Genomic DNA, 21,927 nt, shown 5'->3' with positions numbered 1-21,927 from the left:
TCTCTCATGGGCGCCGTTCCCAGCTTGCCACCAGCGCTCCGACCACGATCAGCAGGCAGGACACCGCCAAGAGCCAGCTTGCGGGCGCATAGCCGGCGATCACCAGGATGATCGTCGAGAGCACCGGGGCGGCGTAGGAGGCGACGCCGAGCAGGGCGACGTCGCCCTTCTTCATGCCGATGTCCCAGACGACGAAGGCAAGCCCGATCGCGCCGAGGCCGAGCCCGAGCACGCCGCCCCATTCGACTGAGGTCAGCGACCACAGGGTCGTCTCGAAGGCGAAATGGCAGGCGAAGGCGGGGATCGCGCAGCCGAGCATGGTGACGCTGAGGCTCTCGGAGGGCACGGTACTGAACCGGCGCGAGATCACGGAATAGCTCGCCCAGACGAAAGCGCCGAGCGCCGCCAGGCCATGGCCGAGCGAGATGCCGCCGCCGGTGCCGAGGCCGCCCGAGATCAATAATGCGGTTGCCGCGAGGCCGATCAGCGCGCCGATGAGGTGGCGGGGCTTCAAGCGAGCGCCCGGCAGAAGGGCGGCGAACAGCACGATCAGCAGCGGCCAGAGATAATGGATCAGGTTGGCCTCAGCCGCCGGCGCGGTCTTCATCGCGGCGTAATAGAGCGCCGTGTCGCCGAAGGGGCCGTAGAGCCCGAGCGCGAAGGAGGCCGGGGTTGGCATGACGCGGCGCAACTCTCCGCGCACGGTAGCAATAGCGAGGATCAGCAGCCCGCCGATGACGAAGGTCATGCCGACGAGCTGGAACGGCGGCACCCGGCCGGACATGGCGGCGAACAGCGCCAGCGTCGACCAGAGCAGGATGGCGATGAAGCCGATGAGGGTGGCGCTGCGGGAGGACATGGTTGGGAAGGTTATGGCTCGGCAGGATATGGCTGCGGATCGAAGGGATCTTGCGCCCGCGATATCAGCTTCGGCGGCAAATGCCGATGGGTGGCAAAGGCTGATGGGGGCCTGCCGAAGGCGGCTTTCTTGCACCGCAGCACGGCCTGGGCGCGATAGGCGCCATGCTCCGAGCGCCGCGCTGGAATGTTGACCGCGCGCCTGCGCGGGATCATGCGTCGGTCATGACCACAATCCCGATGCCCACTGCTGCTCCGCGGCGCCCGTTGATCCCGGTGCTGCTGGCGCTGAGTCTGGCCCATCTGCTGAACGACCTCGTGCAGTCGATGATCCCGGCGCTGTATCCGCTGATCAAGGAGACCTACCGGCTCGACTTCCTCCAGATCGGCTTCATCACGCTGGCCTTCCAGGTGACGTCGTCGCTGCTGCAGCCGCTGCTCGGCTACGTCACCGACCGCAAACCCTGGCCCTACGCGATGGTCGCCGGCATGTGCGGGACGCTGGCCGGGCTGCTGCTACTCTCCCATGCGCATAGCTATGCGGTCGTGCTGGTCGGGGCTGCGCTGATCGGGCTGGGATCCGCCGTGTTCCACCCTGAGGCGACGCGCATGGCGCGCCATGCGGCGGCCGGCCGGCAGGGGCTGGCGCAGGGCGTGTTCCAGGTCGGCGGCCATATCGGCTATGCAACCGGCCCGCTGCTGGCCGCAGCCATCGTGGTGCCGCGCGGGCAGGAAAGCCTGTCCTGGTTCTCCGGTGTGGTGCTCGTCGCCATGCTGGTGATGGGCTGGCTCGGCGCGCGCTATGCGGCGCTGCGCCGCGACCAGACATCGTCCAAGGACCATGTCGAGGAGATCGCCAGCCACGGCCTGCCGAAGGCGAAGGTCATCCTGGCGATGACGATGCTGATCGTGCTGCTGATGTCGAAGAACGGCTACACCTCGGCTTTCAGCTCCTATTACACCTTCTACCTGATCGAGCGCTTCGGCATCGAGATTCAGCTCTCGCAGATCATGCTGTTCCTCTATCTCGTCGTCGGCGCGCTCGGCGTGATCGTCGGCGGCATGATCGGCGACAGGATCGGCCGCTACCGCGTGATCTGGCTCTCGATCCTGGGCTCGCTGCCCTTCGCGCTGATGCTGCCCTATGCCGATCTGTTCTGGACAGGCGCGCTCAGCGTCGTCATCAGCTTCATCATGGCGAGCGCTTTCTCGGCGATCCTGATCTATGCGATCGACCTCGTGCCGCACCGCATCGGCCTCGTCGGCGGGCTGTTCTACGGCCTCTCCTTCGGCCTGGGCGGCATCGCTGCGGCGGGGATCGGCGCGCTCGCGGACCAGATCGGCATCGTCAGGGTGTTCGGGCTCTGCGCCTGGCTGCCGGCTGTCGGGCTGCTCGCCATGTTCCTGCCGCGTGCCCGGCCGGCGGTTGCATAATCGTTGTCGTGGGCAAGCGAGCCTGGATTTGTAAGCCGTCTCGCCGGGGCCTTCAGCGAAAGCACGCCATCTGCGGCCGCCAGGCGATGACGCCCTCCGTCCGCGCCCGCACCTCGGGCGAGGCCAGGCAGGTCGCGACGGCCTCAAAGCCTGGGGCGCCGGGATAGGGGGCGACGCGGCTCGGCGGGCTGTGATTGGCGGGGCAGAGAATGATTGCCTCGTCGGCGCCGATGGCGGCGAGATCCAGGATCGCGCAGGAGCGCGTGAGCAGGAAGAGCGGCTTCCCGCTCGGGCCACGGCGGCGCAGATGGGCGCTTACGGCCTCCTGCGTGGCCTGGTCCAGCCCCTGCTCGATCATATCGACGACCAGGATGGCGGGGCCTTCGGCTTCCAGTCCGGCGAGCAGGGCGATGAGCGCGTCCGAGAGCAGAGCGCCATCCTCAGTGAGCCAGGCCAGGGCCTGCTCGACCCGCGCCTTGAGGGCGGGGTCGGCGTCCAGCCGGGCGCGGGCCGCCGCGCCGCCATCGGCCAAGCGATCCAGGCCGAGGAAGGCGGCACTGGGCAAAGTCTCGGCCAGGCGCAGGGCCAATCGCGTCTTGCCGCTGCCCAACGGCCCGATGATGTAGTTCAGCGGCCGGATGTCGCGCAATTCGAAGCGCTCGCCGCCCCAGGGCCAGGGTAGAGCGAAGGCGACGCTGAGCTCGCGAGCCGGCCCCAGCAGGCAGGCGAGCTCTCCGGCGGCCGGGGCCTTGCCCTGGGCGAGGTCGCCGCGCAGCTCTTGGACCCTCTCGATCGCCCCAGCGAGCTGGCGGATCCGGTCTTCGAGCGTTGCCTGATGCGCGGCGAGCGTCGGTTCCAGGCCTCGCGGATCGCCGCCCAGCACCCGCGCCACTTGGGCGAGGCTGAGGCCGAGCCGGCGCAGGGCCGCGATCTCGTTGGCGCGGGCCATCTGGTCGGGGCCATAGGCCCGCCAGCCGGCGGCGCTGCGGGCGGGAGTGACCAGGCCGCGCTGCTCGTAAAGCCGCAGAGCCTTGGTCGAGACGCCGAGCTGCCCGGCGGCTTCGGAGGCGGAGAGGAAGGGGGCGGAAGCGCTCACGAATCACCTCGCTGTTGCTGACAGCCATGCTTATCGAGGCGGTCCCAGGGGCCGGGTCAACCGGCGGCGGCGCTTGTGGCTGCCGCCGGCGCTCCATAAAGATCGTAGCCCCGCGACGCCGTAGATTCCGGAGCATCCGCCAGGTGACGATATCGACAGAAAGCTATGCGCCATCGTCGGATGGCGATGCCTGGGACACCCTTTCGCCGGCACAGGCAGGTTTCGACGCTGCCGGGCTCGCGACTGCCGTCGATTTCGCTAAGGCGCATGAAAGCTCCTGGCCGCGCAGCCTGTATTATCCCGATGGGCGCTATGTCGGCCTGGTCGAATGGGACGAGAGCGGACCCTGGAGCGAGATCGTCGGTCCCGTCCGTGAGCGCGGCGGGCCGGCCGGGCTGATCGTCAAGGGCGGCCGCATCGTGGCCGAATGGGGCGACACGGCCCGCACCGACATGACCTTCTCCATCGCCAAGAGCTACATCGCCATCCTGGCGGGGCTTGCGGCTTCCGACGGCCTGATCAGCGATGTCGATGAGCCGGTGGCGAAGACCGTCGCTGGCCCCTGGTTCGAGAGTGCCCATAACCGCGCGATCACCTGGCGCCATCTGCTGCAGCAATCGAGCGAGTGGCAGGGCGAGATCTTTGGCAAATCCGATCAGGTCGACCATAACCGCCAGATCGGGCCCGGCGCCGACAACAGCCGCAAGGGCGAGAAGCGCCTGCTCCAGCCGCCCGGCAGCTATTACGAATACAATGACGTCAGGGTCAATCTGCTGGCCTATTGCCTGCTGCAGCGCTTCCGCCGGCCGCTGCCGGAGGTGCTGCGCGAGCGCATCATGGACCCGATCGGGGCCTCGCAGGACTGGCGCTGGCAGGGCTATGACAACGCCTTCGTCGAGATCGACGGGCGCCGGGTCCAGTCCGTGCCGGGCGGTGGCCATTGGGGCGGCGGCCTCTTCATCGGTGCACGCGACCATGCCCGGGTCGGCCTGCTGGTGGCGCGCGGCGGGGTATGGGGCGGCCGCGAACTGCTGTCGCCGGCCTGGATCGACGCGATGCTCACACCCTCGCCGACGCTCGCCAATTACGGCTATCTCTGGTGGCTGAACCGGGGCGCGGCGGCAAAGCCGGGCGTGCCGGCGACGGCGGTCTTCGCACTTGGGGCAGGCGTCAACGCGATCTGGCTCGACCCGGCGCAGGATCTCGTCGCGGTGCTGCGCTGGATCGACAAGACCGCGCTCGACGGCTTCGTCGACCGCCTCATCGCCGCGATTCGCTGAGCGGGCTAACTAGAGCAGTTTTGATGCGTTTTCGAGCGAACCGGTAGCCACTTCGCTCGAGAACGCTCTAATCGAAGGTTTTTCGACATGAACCAGTCGTCACGGCGTTTCGGGCGCTACGACATCACCATCCTGCACGATGGCGTTTTCCAGGCCCCGGCGGATGTCCTGATCCATGCGGGAGGCGACGAGGCGCGAAAGCGGGCTCTCGCAGGCTGGAGCAAATCCGCGATCAGCGTCGATGTGAACTGCTTCCTGCTGCGCGACGATACGGGGATCACTCTCGTCGATGCCGGGACAGGCCCTTCCTGGGGCGATGCCTTCGGCCATGCCCGCGCCGCGCTCACGGCTGCGGGCGTAACGCCGGACCAGGTCCAGCGCATCCTGATCAGCCATCTCCATGGCGATCACGCGCTTGGACTCTTCGACGGTGAGACCCCCTATTTCCCACAAGCCGAGATCTGGGTTCCGCAGGTCGAGCTCGCCTTCTTCACCGACGAGCAGGCGCGTGAAGCGCTGCCGGCGTCGCGGCGGAGCGGCTTCGTGATCGCAGCGAAACTGCAAAGCCTCTATGGCGGCCGCATCCGCAGCTTCGGCGAAGGCGAGATCCTGCCGGGCATCGCCGCGCGCAGCTTGCCGGGGCACACGCCCGGCCATACCGGCTTCATCGTGCAGGATGCGCAACACAGCCTGTTGCTCTGGGGCGATCTCGTGCATGTCGAGGATCTCCAGCCCGGCGACCCGGATGTCGGGCTCGTCTACGACCTCGACCCGGCGGCGGCCGCGCGCAGCCGCCACATCATCCTGAAGGAGGCGGCCCGGGACGGTTGGATCGTCTCGGGAGGGCATATAACCGGCTTCCAACGGGTGGAGGTGGTTGCAGACAGCTATCGGCTCGTGCCGGCCTGAGCCCGAGGGCGTCCTTGGCTTGAACCCGCTGGCTTCTCGCGGGCGTCCGCGCTTGCCGCAGTGCCAGCCAGCGCGGCATAGTCAAAAGCCTCAACCCCGATGACGGTCCCGCTTCATTGCCAACCGATACGCCTGTTCCGCCCGCCCAGAGGCCGACTTTCCTCGATTGTGAGGCCGTCGCCATCGATGCCGTGCCGCGAGGCGCGATCGCGGTGATCGGCCTTCCCGGTGCGACGCCCTACGCCATGAGCGGCGCCTATTGCGCGGGCGCGCCGACGGCGATCCGGGCAGCGAGCGCGCATCATGCCGCCCGCCGGACGCATTACGATTTCGATCTGGGGGCGCCGCTGATGACGCCCGACATGGTTCTGGTTGATTGCGGCGATCTCGCCTTCGATGAAACCGATTTCAGCAGCAATCGCGCGAGGATCGAGGCGGCCTTTGCGACGCTGCTGGCTCGTGGCGCGCGGCCCCTTCTGCTGGGCGGCGACGACAGCGTCCAGATCCCCGCGCTGAAGGCCTTCGCCGCTCGTGGCAAGATCACGCTGCTGCAGATCGATGCGCATATCGACTGGCGCAACGAGGTGGAGGGCGAGCGCTTCGGGCTCTCGAGCACGATGCGGCGGGCTTCCGAAATGGCGGGTGTCGGAGCGATCGTTCAGGTCGGTGCCCGGGGGATCGGCAGCGCCCGGGAATCGGATGTGGCAGATGCCGTCGCGGCGGGAGCGCGACTGGTCGATATGCGCATGCTGCGCGCCAGAGGGCTCAGCTATGCCGTCGAACAGGTGCCGGAAGGCCAGCCGGTCGTGGTGTGTTGCGATGTCGATGGGCTGGACCCCACGGTGATCCCCGGCGTCGTCGGCCGAACTCCGGGCGGGCTGGGTTATGGCGATATCGTCGAACTTCTGCACGGCGTCGCCGCCCGCGCGCCGATCATCGGCTTCAACCTCGTCGAGTTCGCCCCTCAGCACGATCTCGGCGACCTTGGAGCCAGGACCGTCTGTCGCCTCGCGATGCTGGGGGCAGGCTTTCTGGCCATGAGCGAACGGGCGCGATCGCAGCGTTGACAGGCAGCTGTTACGCCGTGCACCGCCCACTGGTCGCATAGGTCGCGCCCGTGGCGACTGTGCCGCGCTGTCACAGCGCGTGCTTCAGGATCTTCGCCGCCGCGCCGGCGAGGATGAGCGCCAGCGTCGTCATCCGCGCCTCGGCGGGCACGCCGGCGGCGTCACGGAGAGCGTAGAGCTGCGGCCTGAACTCGGAGCCTCCCGGCCATTCCGGGCTCGATCCTTCGGATCGCCCCGGAATGACTATGGGTCCGACAGAGGCTCAGGCCATGTATTGCCCGCCATTGACCGCGAAGGTCGCTCCCGTCGCGAAGGCGCCGTTGTCGGAAGCGAGGAAGACGACCATCTGGGCGATTTCCTCGGGCTTGCCGAGACGTCCGACCGGAATGCCGGCGACGACACGCTTCAGCGCTTCCTCGGGCATCGCCGCGACCATGTCGGTGCCGATATAGCCCGGCGTGATCGCGTTGACGGTGATGCCCTTATTGGCGTTCTCCTGGGCCAGCGCCTTGACGAAGCCGATATCGCCGGCCTTGGCGGCGGAGTAGTTGACCTGGCCCATCTGGCCCTTCTGGCCGTTGATCGAGGAGATCACGATGATGCGGCCGAAATTGCGGGCGCGCATGCCCTCGATCACGGGACGCGTCATGTTGAACAGCGAATCGAGATTGGTGCGGATGACGGCCGACCACTGGTCCTTGGTCATCTTGTGGAAGAAGCCGTCGCGCGTGATGCCGGCATTGTTGACCAGGATGTCGATGGGGCCGAGCTCGGCCTCGACGGTGGCGATGCCCGCGGCGCAGGCGTCATAGTCGCCGACATCCCATTTATAGACCGGGATGCCGGTCTCGGCCTTGAATGTGGCCGCCGCCTCGTCATTGCCGGCATAGCTCGCCCCGACCTTGTGGCCGGCCTCCTTCAAGGCCTTGCTGATCGCAGCGCCAATGCCGCGCGTGCCCCCTGTGACCAAAGCGACCTTCGACATTCCCGTCTCCTCCCTCTTGGCGGCGTGAGCGCCGCGCTATTGTTCTGCAAGCTTCATCTCGGGCGAATAGGGCCCGTCGACATCCTTGATGATCGCCTGGCCGCAGATGACGCGCCCGCTCGTGGCGTCGAAGGTCAGGGTCGGGAGCCCGTAGAGCACCCAGCCCCGGCTGAGCAGTTCCGAGATTCGATGACAGAACGCGGCGTCATCGGGCCCGGTTATGTAGCGGTAGAGCGTCGTCTGCCTCGCCATATGCAGGGCTCAGCGCTCGACCGTGAGCGCCACGCCCATGCCGCCGCCGATGCAGAGCGTAGCCAAGCCCTTCTTGGCGTCGCGCTTGGCCATTTCGTGCAGCAGCGTCACCAGCACGCGCGCGCCGGATGCGCCGATCGGATGGCCGATCGCGATCGCGCCGCCATTGACGTTGACGATGTCGGTGTTCCAGCCAAGGTCCTTGTTGACCGCCAGCGCCTGCGCTGCGAAAGCCTCGTTGGCCTCGACGAGATCGAGATCACTGATGCTCCAGCCGGCCCGCTCCAGCGCCTTGCGCGTCGCCGGGATCGGACCCGAGCCCATGATCGCCGGGTCGACGCCTGCGGTCGCCCAGGAGGCGATGCGGGCGAGCGGGGTCAGGCCGCGCCTGGCGGCTTCCTTGGCGCTCATCAGCACGAGCGCGGCGGCGCCGTCATTGAGGCCCGAGGCGTTGCCGGCGGTGACGGTGCCCTCCTTCGAGAAGGCGGGGCGGAGCTTGGCCATGGCCTCGATCGTCGCGCCATGGCGGGGATATTCGTCGTCGGAGACGATGATGTCGCCCTTGCGGCCGGCAATGGTGAAGGGGACGATCTCATCCTTGAAGCGGCCGGCCTTCTGGGCGGCCTCGGCCTTGTTCTGCGAGCCGACGGCGAATTTGTCTTGTTCCTCGCGGCTGATCTGCCATTTGGTCGCAACGTTCTCGGCGGTGGTGCCCATATGGTAACCGTGGAAGGCGTCCCAGAGCCCGTCCTTGATCATGGTGTCGACGAACTTCATGTCGCCCATCTTGGTGCCGTTGCGCAGATGCGCGCCATGCTGCGACATCGACATCGATTCCTGGCCGCCGGCGACGATGATGTCGGCATCGCCATTGACGATCTGCTGCAGGCCGATCGCCACCGCGCGCAGGCCGGAGCCGCAAAGCTGGTTGAGGCCCCAGGCGGTGGCCTCCTGCGGGATGCCCGCCGCCATCGCGGCCTGGCGCGCCGGGTTCTGGCCCTGACCGGCGGTCAGGATCTGGCCCATGATGACCTCGTCGACCTCGGCCCCTTCGACCTTGGCGCGGGCGAGCGCTTCCTTGATTGCGGCGGCGCCGAGCTCATGGGCCGGAGTGTTGGCGAAGGCGCCGTTGAAGGCGCCGACGGCGGTGCGTGCTGCGCCGACGATGACGATGTCCGTATCAGCCATGGGAGAGATCCTCGCTGTTGTCGGACGGTCCGCTGTCACGCCGGGCCGCCTGGTTCGTCGGGCACCTTCGAAGCCTGTCGCGCTTGCGTCAAGTCGGGAGAAAGGCGCCGATGCCGGGATTCGGCCGGTCCGTCACGCTCCGTCTGCTGCAAAGACGGGCAAAACAGGTCATGCTTTAGTCTTGTTTTTGCGCTGCACGCTCAAAAAACTTGCGGCAAACCACTGAGCGGCTATCGTCGGGAGGGGAGATCGTTCCGTTTGGTCCGTCGCGGGTTTCGTGGCAGGAGCCGAACCAACGTCATGTAGGGAACTGATGGCTAGCGAAAAAGAACCGACCGTCATCAAGAAATACGCCAATCGGCGGCTCTATCATACCGGCACGAGCTCTTACGTTACGTTAGAGGATCTGGCCGGGCTTGTGCGCGGCGGCGAGGATTTCGTCGTCTATGACGCGAAGTCCGGCGAGGACATCACCCGCTCGGTCCTGGCCCAGATCATCTTCGACGAGGAGGCCAAGGACGGGCAGAACCTGCTGCCGATCGCATTCCTGCGTCAGCTCATCCGCTTCTATGGCGACAGCATGCAGGCGCTGGTGCCGCGCTATCTCGAATTTTCGATGGACCATCTGACCAAGGACCAGGGTCAGTTCCGCGAGCAGATGACCAAGGCCTTCACGGGTGGGGCCTTCGGCACCGGGGCGCTCGACGCGATCCAGCAGCAGACGCGGGCCAATATGACGCTCTTCACCGACGCGTTCCGCATGTTCAACCCCTTCACTGCCGCGGCAGCCGCCGCCAAGGCGAAGGAGGAGGGCACTGCCGCCCCGGCCAAGGGCGATGATCTCGGCGATCTCAAGCGCGAGCTTGGCGAGATGCGCGAGCGCCTGGACAAGCTCACCAAGACGAAGTGAGGCCGGCGCTAGAGCCGGATGAAACAGTGGGAGCCGGTTGATCCGGCTCTGCAGAGCCCGCGCTCAGCTGGCCACGCGCTTGGGCGATCCAGCCTGGGCTTTCGGCCGGATTTCGGCCTTGCCGATCAGGTGACCCTGCAAATAGGTCACCCCCCAATCGGTCAGCATCGTCGCCTGCAATTCGTCATCGACCCATTCGGCGACGGTTTCGACGCCGAGATGGCGGGCGAGGTCGATCAGCGTGCGCACATAGAAGCGGTCGTCGGTCGAGCGGCGCAGATTCTGGGTGAAGGCGCCGTCGAGCTTGAGGATGTCGATCGGGAAGGTGCGCAGGTGCCGCAGCGAGGTGTGGCCCGCGCCGAAATCGTCGATCGCGATGCGCGCGCCCTGAGCCTTGATCTTGTCCAGCAGCTTGGCGACCCGCGCGGGATTCTCGATCGTCGCCGTCTCCGTGATCTCGACGATCAGGCGCTTGGCCACGCCGCGCGCGGCATTGGTGCAGGCAAGGAAGGCGTCGAGCCATTCGGGATCGGCAAGCGAGCGCGGCGAGACATTGACCGAGAGCGACAGGCCGGGCTCGTCGACGAGCATGTCGATCGCGAGTTCGAGGACGCGGTGGTCGAACAGGCGGATCAGGCCGCGCCGCTCCAGCAGCGGAATCAGTTCGGCGGGGGCGAAGAAGAGGCCGTTCTCGCCTTGGCCGACCCGCAGCAGCGCCTCATGGAAGGCGGTGCTGCGCTCGCGCGCGCGGACGACCGGCTGCAGCGCAAGCTGCACGCGCCGTTCGTTCAGGGCGGCCACGGCCTGCAGGTCAAAACCCTGCCGCGCCACGGCGGGTTCACGCATGTCGCTGCGCTTGGCGATGACGGCGGCGTCTATCGCGCCGGCCTTGGCGTTGGCGAGCGCGTTCTCGGCGCCGGCGACCAGGGTCCCGGCATGGGTCGAGAGGGTGGGCGCAATCGCGGCTCCGACGCGCAGGCGCACCAGGGCGATGCCGCGCGCGGTCTCGATGGCTGACTGGGCCACGGCCTTGATGAAGCGGCGCGCCGCCGCCTCGACCTGATTCTGCGGGCAGCCGGTGAGCAGGATGGCGAAGCGGTTGCCGGAATAGCGCACGAGATGGTCGCGCCGGCGCATCACCGAGCGCAGGCGCTCCTGCACCACGCCGATGATCTCATCGGTCGCCTCATGGCCGAAATCGTCGTTGAGGCGGGTCAGTTCGTCGATCGCCGCGACGAGTACGACGACGACGCGCTCGGCCGGCAGATGCTCGGCCAGGGCCAGCTCGACGCGTTCGACCAATGAGGTGCGGTCGCAGAGTTCGCCATTGCTGGCGCTGAGCTCGTCAGGCTTCACCGCGCGCTCCAGGCGCAGCACGCCGCGCGCGCTGGCGGGGCGGCCATCGACTCCGGCGAACCAGCGGCCGGCGTCCTCGATCCACATCTTGCGGCCGGCGAGGTCGGCGGCGTAGCGCGTGCGGTAGACCACGCCCTCGCCCTGGTCCTGGCCGCTGGCGGAGAAGATCGCATCGTAGCGGCTACGCCCGCTTCCGGGCTCGACCAGACCGGCGAAGGAGAGGCCGCGACTCATGACCGCGTCGGAGACGCCGGCGAGGACTTCATGCGCATTGGGCCCCCAGCTCAGGGCGTCATGGACGATGTCCCAGGCGTAGACGACCTCACCGATCGAGGAGAGCAGGCTGCGCGGATCGATGTGGCAGTCGTCGCGGGGGCTGAGGATCGACGGCGCAGGCATCGGACGGGGCCTCAATGGGGCTGCGCGAACGATGCGGATCGATGCCGTCTCGTCCTGGCCCGGGCGGATCGGGAAATGTTTCGAAACGATGCGGCTTTCAGCCTTAACGCGCCGTTAAGTTTGGCTATAACTTTGCAAATTCAGCTCCTAGACTGGCCCAATGTTTCGGAGCGGGACATGACGGATTCCAACGATCAGAGCCGCAGTCGCGCCCCGTTCGCAGCCGATTCGGCATCCGATCTCGCCATGGTGCTGCTGCAGCTGGCAGCTTGCCGGGCCGAGATCGGCCCCTTCGCCCGGTCCGGGCGGGAGACGCCGCGCGAGGCGGCGCGCGTCTATGAGGCGGCCCAAGCCTTCAAGGCGACCGCGATTTTCAGGGATCGCAGGCCTGTGCGTCTCTGACGACTGCGTTCGGCTTCCAAAGAAAAAGCCGGCCTCGCGGCCGGCTTGTTTCGTTAGCGTCGGGCACAAGGCCTGACGCTGGGCATTGAGGCGATCAGGCCTCGGCCTTGACCTTCAGGACCTGGCGGCCGCGATACATGCCGCTCTTCAGATCGACATGGTGCGGGCGGCGCAGTTCGCCGGAGTTCTTGTCTTCGATATAGGTGGGCTGCTTCAGCGCGTCGGCCGAGCGGCGCATGCCACGCTTTGACGGCGACGTCTTTCTCTTCGGAACGGCCATAGTAATCTCCATCGTGCCGCCGTCCGGAAGCGCTTGGCTCAAGGCCGCGCTGCCGTCACGACGACGGATCAATCTCGTGAGGCGTTGCCCATACACGCTGCGGCGCGCGCTGGCTAGAGCGGGATGCGAAAAAGTCGCAAGCCAGCCTGTGAATCGAGTCCATAGCCTCCGGATCAGTCCATGTCCTCCTCGCCCTCGGGCACCGCGCAGTTGCCGAGCGCGCCCAATTGTCCGAGACGTCGCTGCACGCGCACCGCGCCTGCCTGCAGGCTGCGGCTTGGCCGGCCCGGGTCGCGCGCACTTGGATTCGGCAAGGCGGCGGCGAGCCTGGAGGCCTCCGGCCCGGTCAGCCCTGCTGCCGATTTCTTGAAATAGCGCTGGGCCGCAGCCTCTGCGCCGAACAGCCCATCGCCCCATTCGGCGATGTTGAGATAGACCTCGATGATGCGCTGCTTCGGCCAGGCGAGGTCTATCGCCAGCGCCAGCGGGATTTCCAGCGCCTTGCGGATGTAGGAGCGACCGTGCCAGAGGAAGAGGTTCTTGGCGGTCTGCATGGTCAGGGTCGAGGCGCCTCGGCTGGGCCCGTCCTCATCGTCGAGCACCGTGTTGAGCTCGATCCAGTCGACGCCGGAATGGGCGCAGAAGCGCTGGTCCTCGGCGGCGATCACGGAGCGGATCAGGGCCGACGAAATCTGGTCGAGAGGCACCCATTGCCGTTCGACCGGCTGCAAGCTCAGCCAGCGCGCAATCATCAGGGTCGATGGCGCCGGGATGAAGCGATAGAGCAGGAGGCCGAGCGCCAGCACGATCAGCAAGCCGAGGACGAGCCGGCCGATCCAGCGAATCAGGCGCGCGAAAAGCCCGCGCCGCGCCGTCCGCTGTCCTGCCGCCATGCCCTCACGTCCCCTTCGTTTGCTGTCCCTTGGCTTGACGGTGCCGGCCGGCTCCGGCAATCGGGGCTGTCATCATCTGGTGAGGGCAGGCTTCATGCGAGACACCGGTTGCCGCCGTCCCGCATCCCGCACTCACGGCGAATGCGAGATCCGCGCATGAGTTCCGCCCTGCCCACCGCCGAGACCGGCGACCTTGCCTCCAGCCTCGCACGGACGGCGCAGGCGATCGAGTCCCTGTTGGACGCTCTGCTGTCGGCTGCGCCGCGCGAGAGCGAGATCGCCCGGCCGGAGCCCTTGCTCTCGGCCATGCGCCATGGTGCGCTCGGCGGGGGTAAGCGGCTGCGGCCCTTCCTGACGGTCGAGACCGCGCGGCTCTTGCGTGGCGATGCGGGCCAGGCGCTGCGGGCGGGTGCGGCGGTCGAACTCGTGCATTGCTACTCGCTGGTCCATGACGACCTGCCGGCGATGGATGACGACGATACGCGCCGTGGCCGGCCGACCGTGCACAAGGCCTATGACGAGGCGACTGCGATCCTGGCCGGCGACAGCCTGCTGACGCTGGCCTTCGATGTGATGGCGGATGAGGCGACGCATCCTTCGGGCGAGGTCCGCGCGGCGCTCGTTCTGGCCTTGGCGCGCGCCTCGGGGTTAGGGGGCATGGCGGGCGGGCAGATGCTCGACCTTGCGGCGGAGGGGCGCTTCGATGGCGGCCAGCCACGTAGCCTCTCCGAGGCCGAAATCCGCCGCCTGCAGGCGATGAAGACCGGCGCCCTGCTGGCGGCGAGCGTCGAGATCGGCGCGCTGATCGCAGGCGCCGCGCCCGAGGCACGCACCGCGCTGATCCGTTACGGCCGGGCGCTGGGTGCTGCCTTCCAGGTGGCCGACGACATCCTCGACATCGAGGCCACGCCCGAGGCGCTCGGCAAGGCGACGGCGAAGGACCAGGACAAGGGCAAGGCGACGCTGGTTTCTGTGTTGGGGCTGGACGCGGCGAAGCGCGAGCGCGACCGCCTGAGCGCCGACGCCATCGCGGTGCTGGCCGGCTTCGGGCCGGAGGCGGACACCTTGCGCGCGGCGGCGCGCTTCGCGGCGGAGCGCACGAACTGACGGGCCCCGGCCCGTGTCCCGATGCTCTATGCGAAAGACACTGCCAGCCTGCCAGCAACGTCGTTGAGGCATCAGGCAACGTCGTAGCGTTTAAGAATCCGATCTATGGGCGTGCCATCGTTCAGAGGGATCGCTCTCAGCGTTTTGTAGGTCGTGAAGCCCATTTTCTCATAATACGCCAATCCGCCTGTGTTATCCGCGCGGATCGCAGCGTTTATCGCTGCGAGTCCAAGTTCTCGCGCCCGTTTCCTGGTTTCCGAGAACAGGGCTGTTCCCACTCCTTTTATCTTGGGCCTCATTCGCGCGAAGGTGCCGATGTCTGCCCAGTTCTCCGGCAGGTCGGGATGGCGTTCCAGCGCTTGGAAACCTGTTGGTTCACGCCGGCTTGGCTCGACAGCGACATAGCAGGCGAGAAAACGATCTCCGTGGAGGTAGTGTGCACCGAATTCCGATCGGCTCAAGGGGCGCTCGATCGCGGTAGTTCCGCCCGCGCTGATAATCTCGTTCAGAATCTCGACCAAAGCAGCAGCGTCCTCTGAGGCCGCCGGACGAATGATCAGATGGTCATTTTCTGATGCCATTTGGGTATTTTGCTCACCACACGAATTGCCGATGCGTATGAGGCTGCAAGCTGGGAAGCTCGCTTTCCACCCCACCCGACCGCATGCCGGACCTGCGCTTCGCAGCCGGCCCAGAATGAGGTCGGGTTTCAGGCCGGATCCTAGAGCATTTCCGCGTTTCTCCGAATCGCGGAAATGCTCTAACTCCTTATTCTATCGCATTGTCTTCACGCGAACCGGTGTCCACTTCGCTCGAAAAAGCTCTAGGTCCTGACCTTCACCGGCTGGCGAAGGATCGTTTTAAGCTTGGCCGCGTCAGTCTTGCGCGGATCGCTCAGATAGATCTCGTGGTGTGGCCCGTTGAAGGCCAGCCCCTTGTTCGGCATCACCTCACCATGGAGCCGGGCCAGGACCGGACCTTCGTCATCATAGCTGCCCACATGCAGGGTCTGAAGCGATAGCCCTTCACCATGGGGTTCGAGGCGCAGGCTTTGCGGGGGCTGGCCGCGCTTTCCGCCCGTCTTGGCCACGGCGTTTTCGAATATGTCGCGAGTGACGAAATCAGGGACCATGATCATCATCGTCCAGCGCCACTGGTCCTTTTCGCGTGTGACGAAGCTCCGGGGGTCGTCCGCCCACCACAATCCTTCCAGCGGCGGCACGACATAATCCTTGCCGAGTGCCGCCTTCGCCGCGAATTTCATGGCATAGCTGACCCCGTAGAGCCATTCGACCGCCGAACGGTAAGCTGGAGCGGTGTTGGGATCGCTTGCGCCATCCACCTTGACGAACTGCATCTGCGGCACTTCGACCGAAACGAACTCTCCGGTGGGTGGGTTAAGGAGCGGCTTGAGAAGCTTTCTGAAATCGAGCTTCTCCATCATCGCCGCCATCCGCGTAGACCCCTGCTAAAAAGCGCCGCTCTAACGCCAGCGGCCGAAGGCGTCGGCCAGGGTCTGGCTGCCCGGGAAACCCTTCTCGAAGGTCAGGATGCCGCGCTTGCCCGAGGCGAAGCGGATCGGCACGTCGATCCAATTGCGGTTCAGGATCAGATCGAGATTGCGCTCGACCTCCACGGGCACGTTCGACAGGGCTGCGACGAAGAGGTTCTCGCCAAGCGCCGAGTTAATCGCCGACAAGGGCGCGCCGCGCTCGTTCTCGTCGGTCTTGAACTGCGGCACGCCGACCTCGCGGATGGTCTCCGGCGCCGCCGTGCCCGTATTGGTGAAGCGCAGGCCGATGATGTGCGAGGCCGGAAAGGCGGTATCGGTATTGCGGCGGATGGTGAAGTCGAGCCCGATGCCGGCCTCCGGCACCTCGATCGTGGCGCGTATGATCGTCTCGACCGGCCGGCCGGGCCCGGCGCTCTCGCTGTCCAGCCGCCAGAAGACGCGGCCGTTCACGGCGCGCGGCTGCTGCGGGCTCTCGGCGACCTCGGTGTAGAGGATAGCGCGCTGCGCGACGGTGATCTCGCTGCCCTGTGCAGGTGCGCCGGCGTTGCTGTTCGGCCGGGTCTGCGGCGGCGCTCCGGCATCGCCGACGCGGTCGTTCAGCTTGCCGGCGGCGTCGGGTTGCGGTGGCTGGGCCGGCGTCTCGACATGGCTGCGCGCCGTGTTCTCGGGCGGCCTGATCTTGTTGACGTAATAGGCGGCGGCGGCGATCGCCGCGACCGCGATGGCGACGCCGCCGCCGACGATGGCGGTGCGGACATGGCCGGGATTGACGCGGCGTTCGCGCCGGGGCGCGACGCGGGGGCGGATCGTCTGCTGTTCGGGGGCTTCCGGCAGCGGATCCTCGAAGCGCCCGTCATCCTGGGGTGGCTCGGGCTCCGGTTGCGCGATGGCGGCCGGAGGCGTCGTGACCTCCCTGCGGGCCGGTTCGGGCGTGACGGCGGGGCGGAAGACCGGCCCGGCCTGGGCTGGCGGCTGCGCCGGTCCCTCGCCGTAATCGGCCTCGACCTTCGCCACGGCCTCGTCGAGCGAGAGCCGCTCGCGCATGATCTCGGCCTCGCCGAGCGGCGGGTCAAGGCTGCGCAGCTGCGCGACGAGCGCGGTCCTGGCGCGGTCATAGACGGCCCGCCGCGCCGCAGACGACTTGTCGGGCAACCCAGCGATCGCACGTGCCAGGATGGGATAGAAATCGGCCATTGGCCTCACTTGTCGATGTTGGCTGGTCCCGTCAACCCTCGAAAGGGTTGTGGACGAGGATGGTGTCGTCGCGTTCCGGGCTGGTCGAGAGCACCGCCACGGGCGCGCCGATCAGTTCCTCGATACGGCGGACATATTTGATCGCCTGGGCCGGCAGATCGGCCCATGAACGGGCGTTCGCGGTCGAGCCTTCCCAGCCTTCGATCGTCTCGTAGACGGGCTCGACGCGGGCCTGGTCGCTTTGTCCGGCGGGCAGATGCTCAAGCAGCTCGCCATTGAGCTTGTAGCCGGTGCAGACCTTGATCTCCTTGAAGCCGTCGAGGATGTCGAGCTTGGTCAAGGCGATGCCGTCGATGCCCGAGGTCTTCACGGTCTGGCGGACCAGGCAGGCGTCGAACCAGCCGCAGCGGCGCTTGCGCCCGGTGACGACGCCGAACTCCTTGCCCTTCTGGCCGATCAGTTCGCCGATCTCGTCGAAGAGCTCGGTCGGGAAGGGGCCTTCGCCGACACGGGTCGTATAGGCCTTGGCGATGCCCAGCACATAGCCGACCGCGGAGGGGCCGAGCCCCGAGCCGGTCGCGGCCTGGCCGGCGACGATGTTGGAGGAGGTCACGAAGGGGTAGGTGCCGTGGTCGACATCGAGCAGGGCGCCCTGGGCACCCTCGAACAGGATGCGCTTGCCGGCGCGGCGCTCCGAATCGAGCAAGGCCCAGACGGTGTCGGCATAGGGCAGGATCTGCGGCGCTATGGTCGTGAGCTGCGCCAGCAGCTCCGCTCCGTCGACCTCGGCGATGCCCAGGCCCCGCCGCAGCGCATTGTGATGCGCGAGCAGGCGCTCGATCTTGGCCTCGAGGATAGCGGGATCCTTCAGGTCGATGACGCGGATGGCGCGGCGGCCGACCTTGTCCTCATAGGCCGGGCCGATGCCGCGCTTGGTCGTGCCGATCTTGAGACCGGCATTCGAGGTCTCGCGGAAATGGTCGAGCTCGCGATGCAGCGGCAGGATCAGGGTTGCGTTGTCGGCGACACGCAGGTTCTCAGGGCTGATCGCGACGCCTTGCTTGCGCAGCCGCTCGATTTCCTCGACCAGATGCCAGGGATCGACGACAACGCCGTTGCCGATGACCGAGAGCTTGCCGGGTCGCACGATGCCCGAGGGCAGCAGCGAGAGCTTGTAGACATTGCCGTCGATGACAAGGGTATGCCCGGCATTATGGCCGCCTTGAAAGCGCACCACGACATCGGCCTGGCTCGACAGCCAGTCGACGATCTTGCCCTTGCCCTCGTCGCCCCACTGGGCGCCGACCACCACCACATTTGCCATGGTCCAGGTGTCCTGCTGTCTTGCCTGTTTGATCCCACGCAAGCGCCGCGCACATGAAAAACCCCGGCGCAAGACCGGGGTTTGTAAGGCAGGTTCTTGCAGGCCCTCATGAGGCAACACTGCGGCGAGGTCAAGGCTGTGCATATCCGACGTCGCTGGCCGCGGGGTTCGCGGCGGCGTCGGGGTCCATTCTTCGACATTGGAAAAGGCCGCGTAGGATTGGAAAATATCACCCTGCCGCCGGGAACACGTAGTCCTGGCTCGGAACCACGCCGTCATCCTGGGCGAGCGAAGCTCGACTCGTGATCCATCGGAGAGCTCGGTGCTCTAGGATGGATCCCGGATTTGCGCGGCGGAGCCTGTCCTTGGGCCGGCCAAAGGCCCGACCCGAGGGCCGCTTATCCAGGATGACGGCGTGGTTCCGAGCCCAGGCTGCGTACTCTCGGAATCCGAGCCTCGTGGGCGCATGCTGTTCACCCGGCCAAGGAGCGGCGCATATAGGCTCGCGGCGGGGTTCCCAGGCGGCGCGTGAACATCGTGGTGAAGGCGGCGACATTGTCATAGCCGGCCAGCATGGCGATCTGCGTCACCGGGGCGCCGGCGGCGAGCTTCGGCAGGCAGGCGAACAGGCAGGCCTGCTGGCGCCATGCCGCGAAGCCGAGGCCGGTCTCACGCAGGAAGAAACGCGTGAAGGTTCGCCGGCTCATCGCCAGCCTGTCCGCCCATGCGTCGAGACGCAGATGGGCCGAGGGCGCCTCCATGAAGGCCCGGCACAGCACCGAGAGCCGGGCGTCGGTGGGGAAGGGCAGGCCGAGCGGCCTGGGCGCCAGGGTCGTGACCTCCTCGGCGAGCAGGTCGAGCACCAATTGCGGCTTGCGGCCTTCCACCGCGGCGTCGTGCAGGCGAATCGCCTCGATGATCAGGCCGCGGACGAGGTCCGTGACCGCGAGCACCTGCAGGAAGCGTTCGGCGAGCGCGTCGTCACCGGGCAGCAGATAGACCGAGCGCATGCTGACATCGCTCATCATCTCGACGGAATGTTCGAGATGGGGCGGGATCAGCAAGGCGTGGCCGGGCGGGATCATCCAGCAGCCGACCCCGGTCGCGAGCAGCACGACGCCGGAGAAGACGCAAAGCAGCTGGATATGCCTGTGGCTGTGCGGCGGCACGGTGTAGCCGGCCGGATCGTCCGAGCGATGCACGATCACGGTGCTGCCAGCATGGTAGATTTTGCCGACACTGTGCCGGTGGCTCTCGTCGAGCGCTGCGGCCGTCGGCGCCGGTGGTTTTGTCATATCTTTAGTTTCGCCGTAATCTTGGCCCAATCGCGAAAGTTTTTGACCAAAACACGAATGAAGGTCAGCGGCAAGGCCTATAGAAGGAACCCGGCATGGCGCGCCGAATGGCGGCGCAAAAGGGGTTTCGAGATGGTTGCGGCATTTCCGGGGGCACAGCCCCGCATCGAGAAGACGACGACGTCGATCCTGCTGGCGGTGAGCTTCTGTCATCTGCTCAACGACCTGATGCAGTCGCTGCTCGCCTCGCTTTACCCGCTGTTCAAGGCGAATTACGCGCTCGATTTCGTCCAGATCGGGCTTCTGACCATGGCCTTCCAGGTCACCGCGTCGCTGCTGCAGCCTCTCGTCGGCATGGCGACCGACCGCTGGCCGATGCCCTATTCCCTGCCTGTCGGCATGGGCTCGACCTTCCTCGGGCTGATCCTGCTCGGCAATGCCGGCAATTTCGCGCTGCTGGTGCTGGCGGCCTGCCTGATCGGGCTCGGCTCGGCGATCTTCCATCCGGAGGCGTCGCGGGTCGCCCGGCTGGGCTCCGGCGGCCGGCACGGGTTGGCGCAATCGCTCTTCCAGGTCGGGGGCAATATGGGCTCGGCGATGGGGCCGCTGCTGGCGGCCTTCATCGTCCTGCCCTTCGGCCAGGGCAGCGTCTCCTGGCTGTCAGGCGTCGCGATGCTGGGCGTCGTCGTGCTCTGGCGCGTCGGGGCGTGGTATGCGGCTCATCGCAAGCAGAATGCGGGCAAGCCCGCCGCCAGCCGCGCCTTGCCGCTGCCGCAGGGGCGGGTCGCCATCGCCTTCGGCATCCTCGTGCTGCTGACCGCGACGAAGAACGTCTACATGGCCAGCATCTCCAGCTATTTCACCTTCTACGTCATCGACCAGTTCGGGCTCGGCGTGCGCGAGGCGCAACTCATGCTGTTCCTGTTCCTGGCGGCGGCTGCGGCGGGAACCTTTCTCGGCGGGCCGATCGGCGACAGGATGGGCGCGCGCTTCGTGATCTGGTTCTCGATCCTGGGTGTCATCCCCTTCGCCCTGCTGCTGCCTTACGCCAACCTGTTCTGGACGGGTGTGCTCAGCGTGGTCATCGGGCTGATCTTCGCTTCGGCCTTCTCGGCCATCGTGGTGTTCGCGCAGGAGCTGGTGCCGGGGCGCGTCGGGTTGATCGCGGGGGTGTTCTTCGGCTTCGCTTTTGGGGCCGGTGGGCTGGGAGCGGCGCTGCTCGGCAACTTCGCCGACACGCATGGCATCGCCTTCGTCTACCGCATTTGCTCCTACCTGCCGCTGCTGGGGCTGCTCACCATCCTGCTGCCGCGCCTTCCGCGCGCGGGGTAGAAGCTGACCGCTCGGGCTGCAGGGCAGGCCGTCATCCGCGGCGGTTGCGGCTGGGCAGGTGGCTCGCTAGAGCAATTTCCGATCCGATTGGATCGTTCAATTGCTCTAGATCTTTGTTTTAGCGCATTTTCTTCACGCGAACCGGCACCCACTTCGCTCGAAAATGCTCTAAGCCGACACCTCTCTCCAGCCGCCGGAGCTCCCGCATGAAGACGCTCGCCATCTCGACCCTGACGATCTGCGGCATCGAGGAATTGCCGGCGCAGAGCGAGCGCCGCGTCACCCATGTCCTCTCCCTGCTCGACCCGGGCCTGGCGGAGCTCGATGCCTTCGGCGCCTATGGCGAGCATCACCGCGTCACCTTGCGCTTCCACGACATCCTCGCTCCCTCGCAGGGCTATACCCACCCAGAGCCGAAGCATGTCGAGGCGATCCTGGGCTTCGGCGAGAGCCTGCGGGAGGGCGTGGCCGGCCGCGTCGAGGGCCATCTCCTGGTGCATTGCCATATGGGCATTTCGCGCTCGACCGCCGCGATGCTGGTGCTGATGGCGCAAAACGACAGCGAGGCGAGCGAGGACGAATTGTTCGACCGCCTGCGCAGCGTGCGCCCGCAGGCCTGGCCGAATTCGGTGATGATCGGCTTCGCCGACGAGCAGCTCGACCGTGGCGGGCGCCTGGTCGAAGCGCTGCGGCGCCATTACGGCCACCAGCTCAAGATCCAGCCGCAATATCAGGACTGGATGACCCGGCTCGGCCGGCAGAGCGAGCTCGACATGGCGCTGTGAGCGCCAGTTTGCATTGGAACCTCACTGTCATTCCGGGGCATGCCGCAGGCATGAACCCGGAACCCAGA

At 66.8% G+C, this 21,927-nt stretch carries 22 protein-coding genes; 9 read left to right on the top strand and 13 right to left on the bottom strand.

What is annotated here, in order from left to right; genetic code table 11:
* Positions 1–4 precede the first annotated feature (4 nt).
* Positions 5–859, bottom strand: a complete 855-nt coding sequence (gene yddG, locus BHK69_RS00845; protein WP_069688459.1) for an aromatic amino acid exporter YddG — start codon at positions 857–859, stop codon at positions 5–7.
* Positions 860–1,083: 224 nt separating this feature from the next.
* Between yddG and BHK69_RS00835 the strand changes: the two genes are divergently transcribed.
* Positions 1,084–2,292: an MFS transporter gene (locus tag BHK69_RS00835; RefSeq protein ID WP_148663282.1), complete on the top strand. Its 1,209-nt coding sequence runs from the start codon at positions 1,084–1,086 to the stop codon at positions 2,290–2,292.
* Between the two features lie 52 nt (positions 2,293–2,344).
* Here BHK69_RS00835 and BHK69_RS00830 read toward each other — a convergent pair whose 3' ends face one another.
* Positions 2,345–3,388: a MerR family transcriptional regulator gene (locus BHK69_RS00830; protein ID WP_069688457.1), complete on the bottom strand. Its 1,044-nt coding sequence runs from the start codon at positions 3,386–3,388 to the stop codon at positions 2,345–2,347.
* Between the two features lie 143 nt (positions 3,389–3,531).
* Between BHK69_RS00830 and BHK69_RS00825 the strand changes: the two genes are divergently transcribed.
* The 3 genes from BHK69_RS00825 (at position 3,532) to BHK69_RS00815 (ending at position 6,644) form a co-directional block, all read left to right on the top strand.
* Positions 3,532–4,668 carry a serine hydrolase domain-containing protein gene (locus BHK69_RS00825; RefSeq protein ID WP_244548368.1) on the top strand — a complete coding sequence of 379 codons (1,137 nt, stop codon included), beginning with the start codon at positions 3,532–3,534 and terminating at the stop codon, positions 4,666–4,668.
* Between the two features lie 87 nt (positions 4,669–4,755).
* Positions 4,756–5,577, top strand: a complete 822-nt coding sequence (gene aidB, locus BHK69_RS00820; RefSeq protein WP_069688456.1) for an AidB family quorum-quenching N-acyl homoserine lactonase — start codon at positions 4,756–4,758, stop codon at positions 5,575–5,577.
* Between the two features lie 212 nt (positions 5,578–5,789).
* Positions 5,790–6,644 carry an arginase family protein gene (locus tag BHK69_RS00815; protein ID WP_148663281.1) on the top strand — a complete coding sequence of 285 codons (855 nt, stop codon included), beginning with the start codon at positions 5,790–5,792 and terminating at the stop codon, positions 6,642–6,644.
* A 262-nt stretch (positions 6,645–6,906) separates the two neighbouring features.
* On the opposite strand, the gene phbB is transcribed toward BHK69_RS00815, so the two are convergent.
* The 3 genes from phbB to BHK69_RS00800 are packed head-to-tail and all read right to left on the bottom strand — an operon-like array spanning position 6,907 to position 9,069.
* On the bottom strand, positions 6,907–7,629 hold the full coding sequence (gene phbB / locus BHK69_RS00810) for an acetoacetyl-CoA reductase (RefSeq protein WP_069688454.1): 723 nt from the start codon (positions 7,627–7,629) through the stop codon (positions 6,907–6,909).
* 36 nt (positions 7,630–7,665) lie between these two features.
* Entirely contained in the window at positions 7,666–7,881 is a 216-nt protein-coding gene (locus BHK69_RS00805) for a DUF1737 domain-containing protein (RefSeq protein WP_069688453.1), read from the bottom strand.
* A gap of 9 nt (positions 7,882–7,890) precedes the next feature.
* The gene (locus BHK69_RS00800; RefSeq protein ID WP_069688452.1) at positions 7,891–9,069 is read right to left on the bottom strand and encodes an acetyl-CoA C-acetyltransferase; all 1,179 of its coding nucleotides are present in this window, start codon (positions 9,067–9,069) and stop codon (positions 7,891–7,893) included.
* A 313-nt stretch (positions 9,070–9,382) separates the two neighbouring features.
* Here BHK69_RS00800 and phaR point away from each other — a divergent pair, with 313 nt between their 5' ends.
* Positions 9,383–9,979 carry a polyhydroxyalkanoate synthesis repressor PhaR gene (phaR, locus tag BHK69_RS00795; protein WP_069688451.1) on the top strand — a complete coding sequence of 199 codons (597 nt, stop codon included), beginning with the start codon at positions 9,383–9,385 and terminating at the stop codon, positions 9,977–9,979.
* Positions 9,980–10,042: 63 nt separating this feature from the next.
* Here the strand turns inward: phaR and BHK69_RS00790 are convergent, their stop codons facing one another.
* Positions 10,043–11,734, bottom strand: coding sequence for a bifunctional diguanylate cyclase/phosphodiesterase (locus BHK69_RS00790; protein ID WP_069688450.1), 1,692 nt, complete (start codon positions 11,732–11,734; stop codon positions 10,043–10,045).
* A gap of 177 nt (positions 11,735–11,911) precedes the next feature.
* Here BHK69_RS00790 and BHK69_RS00785 point away from each other — a divergent pair, with 177 nt between their 5' ends.
* A complete protein-coding gene (locus BHK69_RS00785) occupies positions 11,912–12,136 on the top strand; it encodes a hypothetical protein (protein WP_069688449.1) in 225 nt (74 codons plus the stop codon).
* 94 nt (positions 12,137–12,230) lie between these two features.
* Here BHK69_RS00785 and rpmF read toward each other — a convergent pair whose 3' ends face one another.
* Positions 12,231–12,416 (bottom strand): 50S ribosomal protein L32, encoded by a 186-nt coding sequence (rpmF, locus tag BHK69_RS00780; RefSeq protein ID WP_069688448.1) that lies wholly within the window; start codon positions 12,414–12,416, stop codon positions 12,231–12,233.
* Between the two features lie 173 nt (positions 12,417–12,589).
* Positions 12,590–13,309 carry a monofunctional biosynthetic peptidoglycan transglycosylase gene (gene mtgA / locus BHK69_RS00775; RefSeq protein WP_083269037.1) on the bottom strand — a complete coding sequence of 240 codons (720 nt, stop codon included), beginning with the start codon at positions 13,307–13,309 and terminating at the stop codon, positions 12,590–12,592.
* A 156-nt stretch (positions 13,310–13,465) separates the two neighbouring features.
* On the opposite strand from mtgA, the gene BHK69_RS00770 reads away from it, so the two are divergent.
* Positions 13,466–14,416: a polyprenyl synthetase family protein gene (locus BHK69_RS00770; RefSeq protein WP_244548367.1), complete on the top strand. Its 951-nt coding sequence runs from the start codon at positions 13,466–13,468 to the stop codon at positions 14,414–14,416.
* A gap of 71 nt (positions 14,417–14,487) precedes the next feature.
* On the opposite strand, the gene BHK69_RS00765 is transcribed toward BHK69_RS00770, so the two are convergent.
* The 5 genes from BHK69_RS00765 to BHK69_RS00745 all read right to left on the bottom strand — a co-directional run bounded on the left by BHK69_RS00765 (position 14,488) and on the right by BHK69_RS00745 (position 19,742).
* Positions 14,488–14,997: a GNAT family N-acetyltransferase gene (locus BHK69_RS00765; RefSeq protein WP_425285541.1), complete on the bottom strand. Its 510-nt coding sequence runs from the start codon at positions 14,995–14,997 to the stop codon at positions 14,488–14,490.
* A 242-nt stretch (positions 14,998–15,239) separates the two neighbouring features.
* Entirely contained in the window at positions 15,240–15,869 is a 630-nt protein-coding gene (locus tag BHK69_RS00760) for a GyrI-like domain-containing protein (RefSeq protein ID WP_244548366.1), read from the bottom strand.
* A gap of 30 nt (positions 15,870–15,899) precedes the next feature.
* Positions 15,900–17,123, bottom strand: coding sequence for a hypothetical protein (locus tag BHK69_RS00755; protein WP_069688445.1), 1,224 nt, complete (start codon positions 17,121–17,123; stop codon positions 15,900–15,902).
* Positions 17,124–17,154: 31 nt separating this feature from the next.
* The gene (locus BHK69_RS00750) at positions 17,155–18,447 is read right to left on the bottom strand and encodes an adenylosuccinate synthase (protein WP_069688444.1); all 1,293 of its coding nucleotides are present in this window, start codon (positions 18,445–18,447) and stop codon (positions 17,155–17,157) included.
* Positions 18,448–18,920: 473 nt separating this feature from the next.
* On the bottom strand, positions 18,921–19,742 hold the full coding sequence (locus BHK69_RS00745) for an AraC family transcriptional regulator (RefSeq protein WP_069688443.1): 822 nt from the start codon (positions 19,740–19,742) through the stop codon (positions 18,921–18,923).
* Positions 19,743–19,874: 132 nt separating this feature from the next.
* Between BHK69_RS00745 and BHK69_RS00740 the strand changes: the two genes are divergently transcribed.
* Together BHK69_RS00740 and BHK69_RS00735 are read left to right on the top strand one after the other, a co-directional pair.
* The gene (locus BHK69_RS00740) at positions 19,875–21,074 is read left to right on the top strand and encodes an MFS transporter (protein WP_069693255.1); all 1,200 of its coding nucleotides are present in this window, start codon (positions 19,875–19,877) and stop codon (positions 21,072–21,074) included.
* 206 nt (positions 21,075–21,280) lie between these two features.
* Positions 21,281–21,859 carry a tyrosine phosphatase family protein gene (locus BHK69_RS00735; protein ID WP_069688442.1) on the top strand — a complete coding sequence of 193 codons (579 nt, stop codon included), beginning with the start codon at positions 21,281–21,283 and terminating at the stop codon, positions 21,857–21,859.
* Positions 21,860–21,927: the final 68 nt, after the last annotated feature.

It is taken from the genome of Bosea vaviloviae, from assembly GCF_001741865.1.
Lineage (GTDB): Bacteria > Pseudomonadota > Alphaproteobacteria > Rhizobiales > Beijerinckiaceae > Allobosea > Allobosea vaviloviae.
Note: the sequence above shows the minus strand (reverse complement) of the source record. Positions and strands in the feature narration are given on the sequence as shown.

Excerpts from the sequence above, each read along its gene's own strand:
- yddG (WP_069688459.1), bottom strand. The coding sequence starts at position 859 with ATGTCCTCCCGCAGCGCCACCCTCATCGGCTTCATCGCCATCCTGCTC.
- BHK69_RS00835 (WP_148663282.1), top strand. The coding sequence starts at position 1,084 with ATGACCACAATCCCGATGCCCACTGCTGCTCCGCGGCGCCCGTTGATC.
- aidB (WP_069688456.1), top strand. The coding sequence starts at position 4,756 with ATGAACCAGTCGTCACGGCGTTTCGGGCGCTACGACATCACCATCCTG.
- phbB (WP_069688454.1), bottom strand. The coding sequence starts at position 7,629 with ATGTCGAAGGTCGCTTTGGTCACAGGGGGCACGCGCGGCATTGGCGCT.
- BHK69_RS00805 (WP_069688453.1), bottom strand. The coding sequence starts at position 7,881 with ATGGCGAGGCAGACGACGCTCTACCGCTACATAACCGGGCCCGATGAC.
- BHK69_RS00800 (WP_069688452.1), bottom strand. The coding sequence starts at position 9,069 with ATGGCTGATACGGACATCGTCATCGTCGGCGCAGCACGCACCGCCGTC.
- phaR (WP_069688451.1), top strand. The coding sequence starts at position 9,383 with ATGGCTAGCGAAAAAGAACCGACCGTCATCAAGAAATACGCCAATCGG.
- BHK69_RS00790 (WP_069688450.1), bottom strand. The coding sequence starts at position 11,734 with ATGCCTGCGCCGTCGATCCTCAGCCCCCGCGACGACTGCCACATCGAT.
- BHK69_RS00785 (WP_069688449.1), top strand. The coding sequence starts at position 11,912 with ATGACGGATTCCAACGATCAGAGCCGCAGTCGCGCCCCGTTCGCAGCC.
- rpmF (WP_069688448.1), bottom strand. The coding sequence starts at position 12,416 with ATGGCCGTTCCGAAGAGAAAGACGTCGCCGTCAAAGCGTGGCATGCGC.
- mtgA (WP_083269037.1), bottom strand. The coding sequence starts at position 13,309 with ATGGCGGCAGGACAGCGGACGGCGCGGCGCGGGCTTTTCGCGCGCCTG.
- BHK69_RS00770 (WP_244548367.1), top strand. The coding sequence starts at position 13,466 with ATGAGTTCCGCCCTGCCCACCGCCGAGACCGGCGACCTTGCCTCCAGC.
- BHK69_RS00765 (WP_425285541.1), bottom strand. The coding sequence starts at position 14,997 with ATGGCATCAGAAAATGACCATCTGATCATTCGTCCGGCGGCCTCAGAG.
- BHK69_RS00760 (WP_244548366.1), bottom strand. The coding sequence starts at position 15,869 with ATGGCGGCGATGATGGAGAAGCTCGATTTCAGAAAGCTTCTCAAGCCG.
- BHK69_RS00755 (WP_069688445.1), bottom strand. The coding sequence starts at position 17,123 with ATGGCCGATTTCTATCCCATCCTGGCACGTGCGATCGCTGGGTTGCCC.
- BHK69_RS00750 (WP_069688444.1), bottom strand. The coding sequence starts at position 18,447 with ATGGCAAATGTGGTGGTGGTCGGCGCCCAGTGGGGCGACGAGGGCAAG.
- BHK69_RS00745 (WP_069688443.1), bottom strand. The coding sequence starts at position 19,742 with ATGACAAAACCACCGGCGCCGACGGCCGCAGCGCTCGACGAGAGCCAC.
- BHK69_RS00740 (WP_069693255.1), top strand. The coding sequence starts at position 19,875 with ATGGTTGCGGCATTTCCGGGGGCACAGCCCCGCATCGAGAAGACGACG.
- BHK69_RS00735 (WP_069688442.1), top strand. The coding sequence starts at position 21,281 with ATGAAGACGCTCGCCATCTCGACCCTGACGATCTGCGGCATCGAGGAA.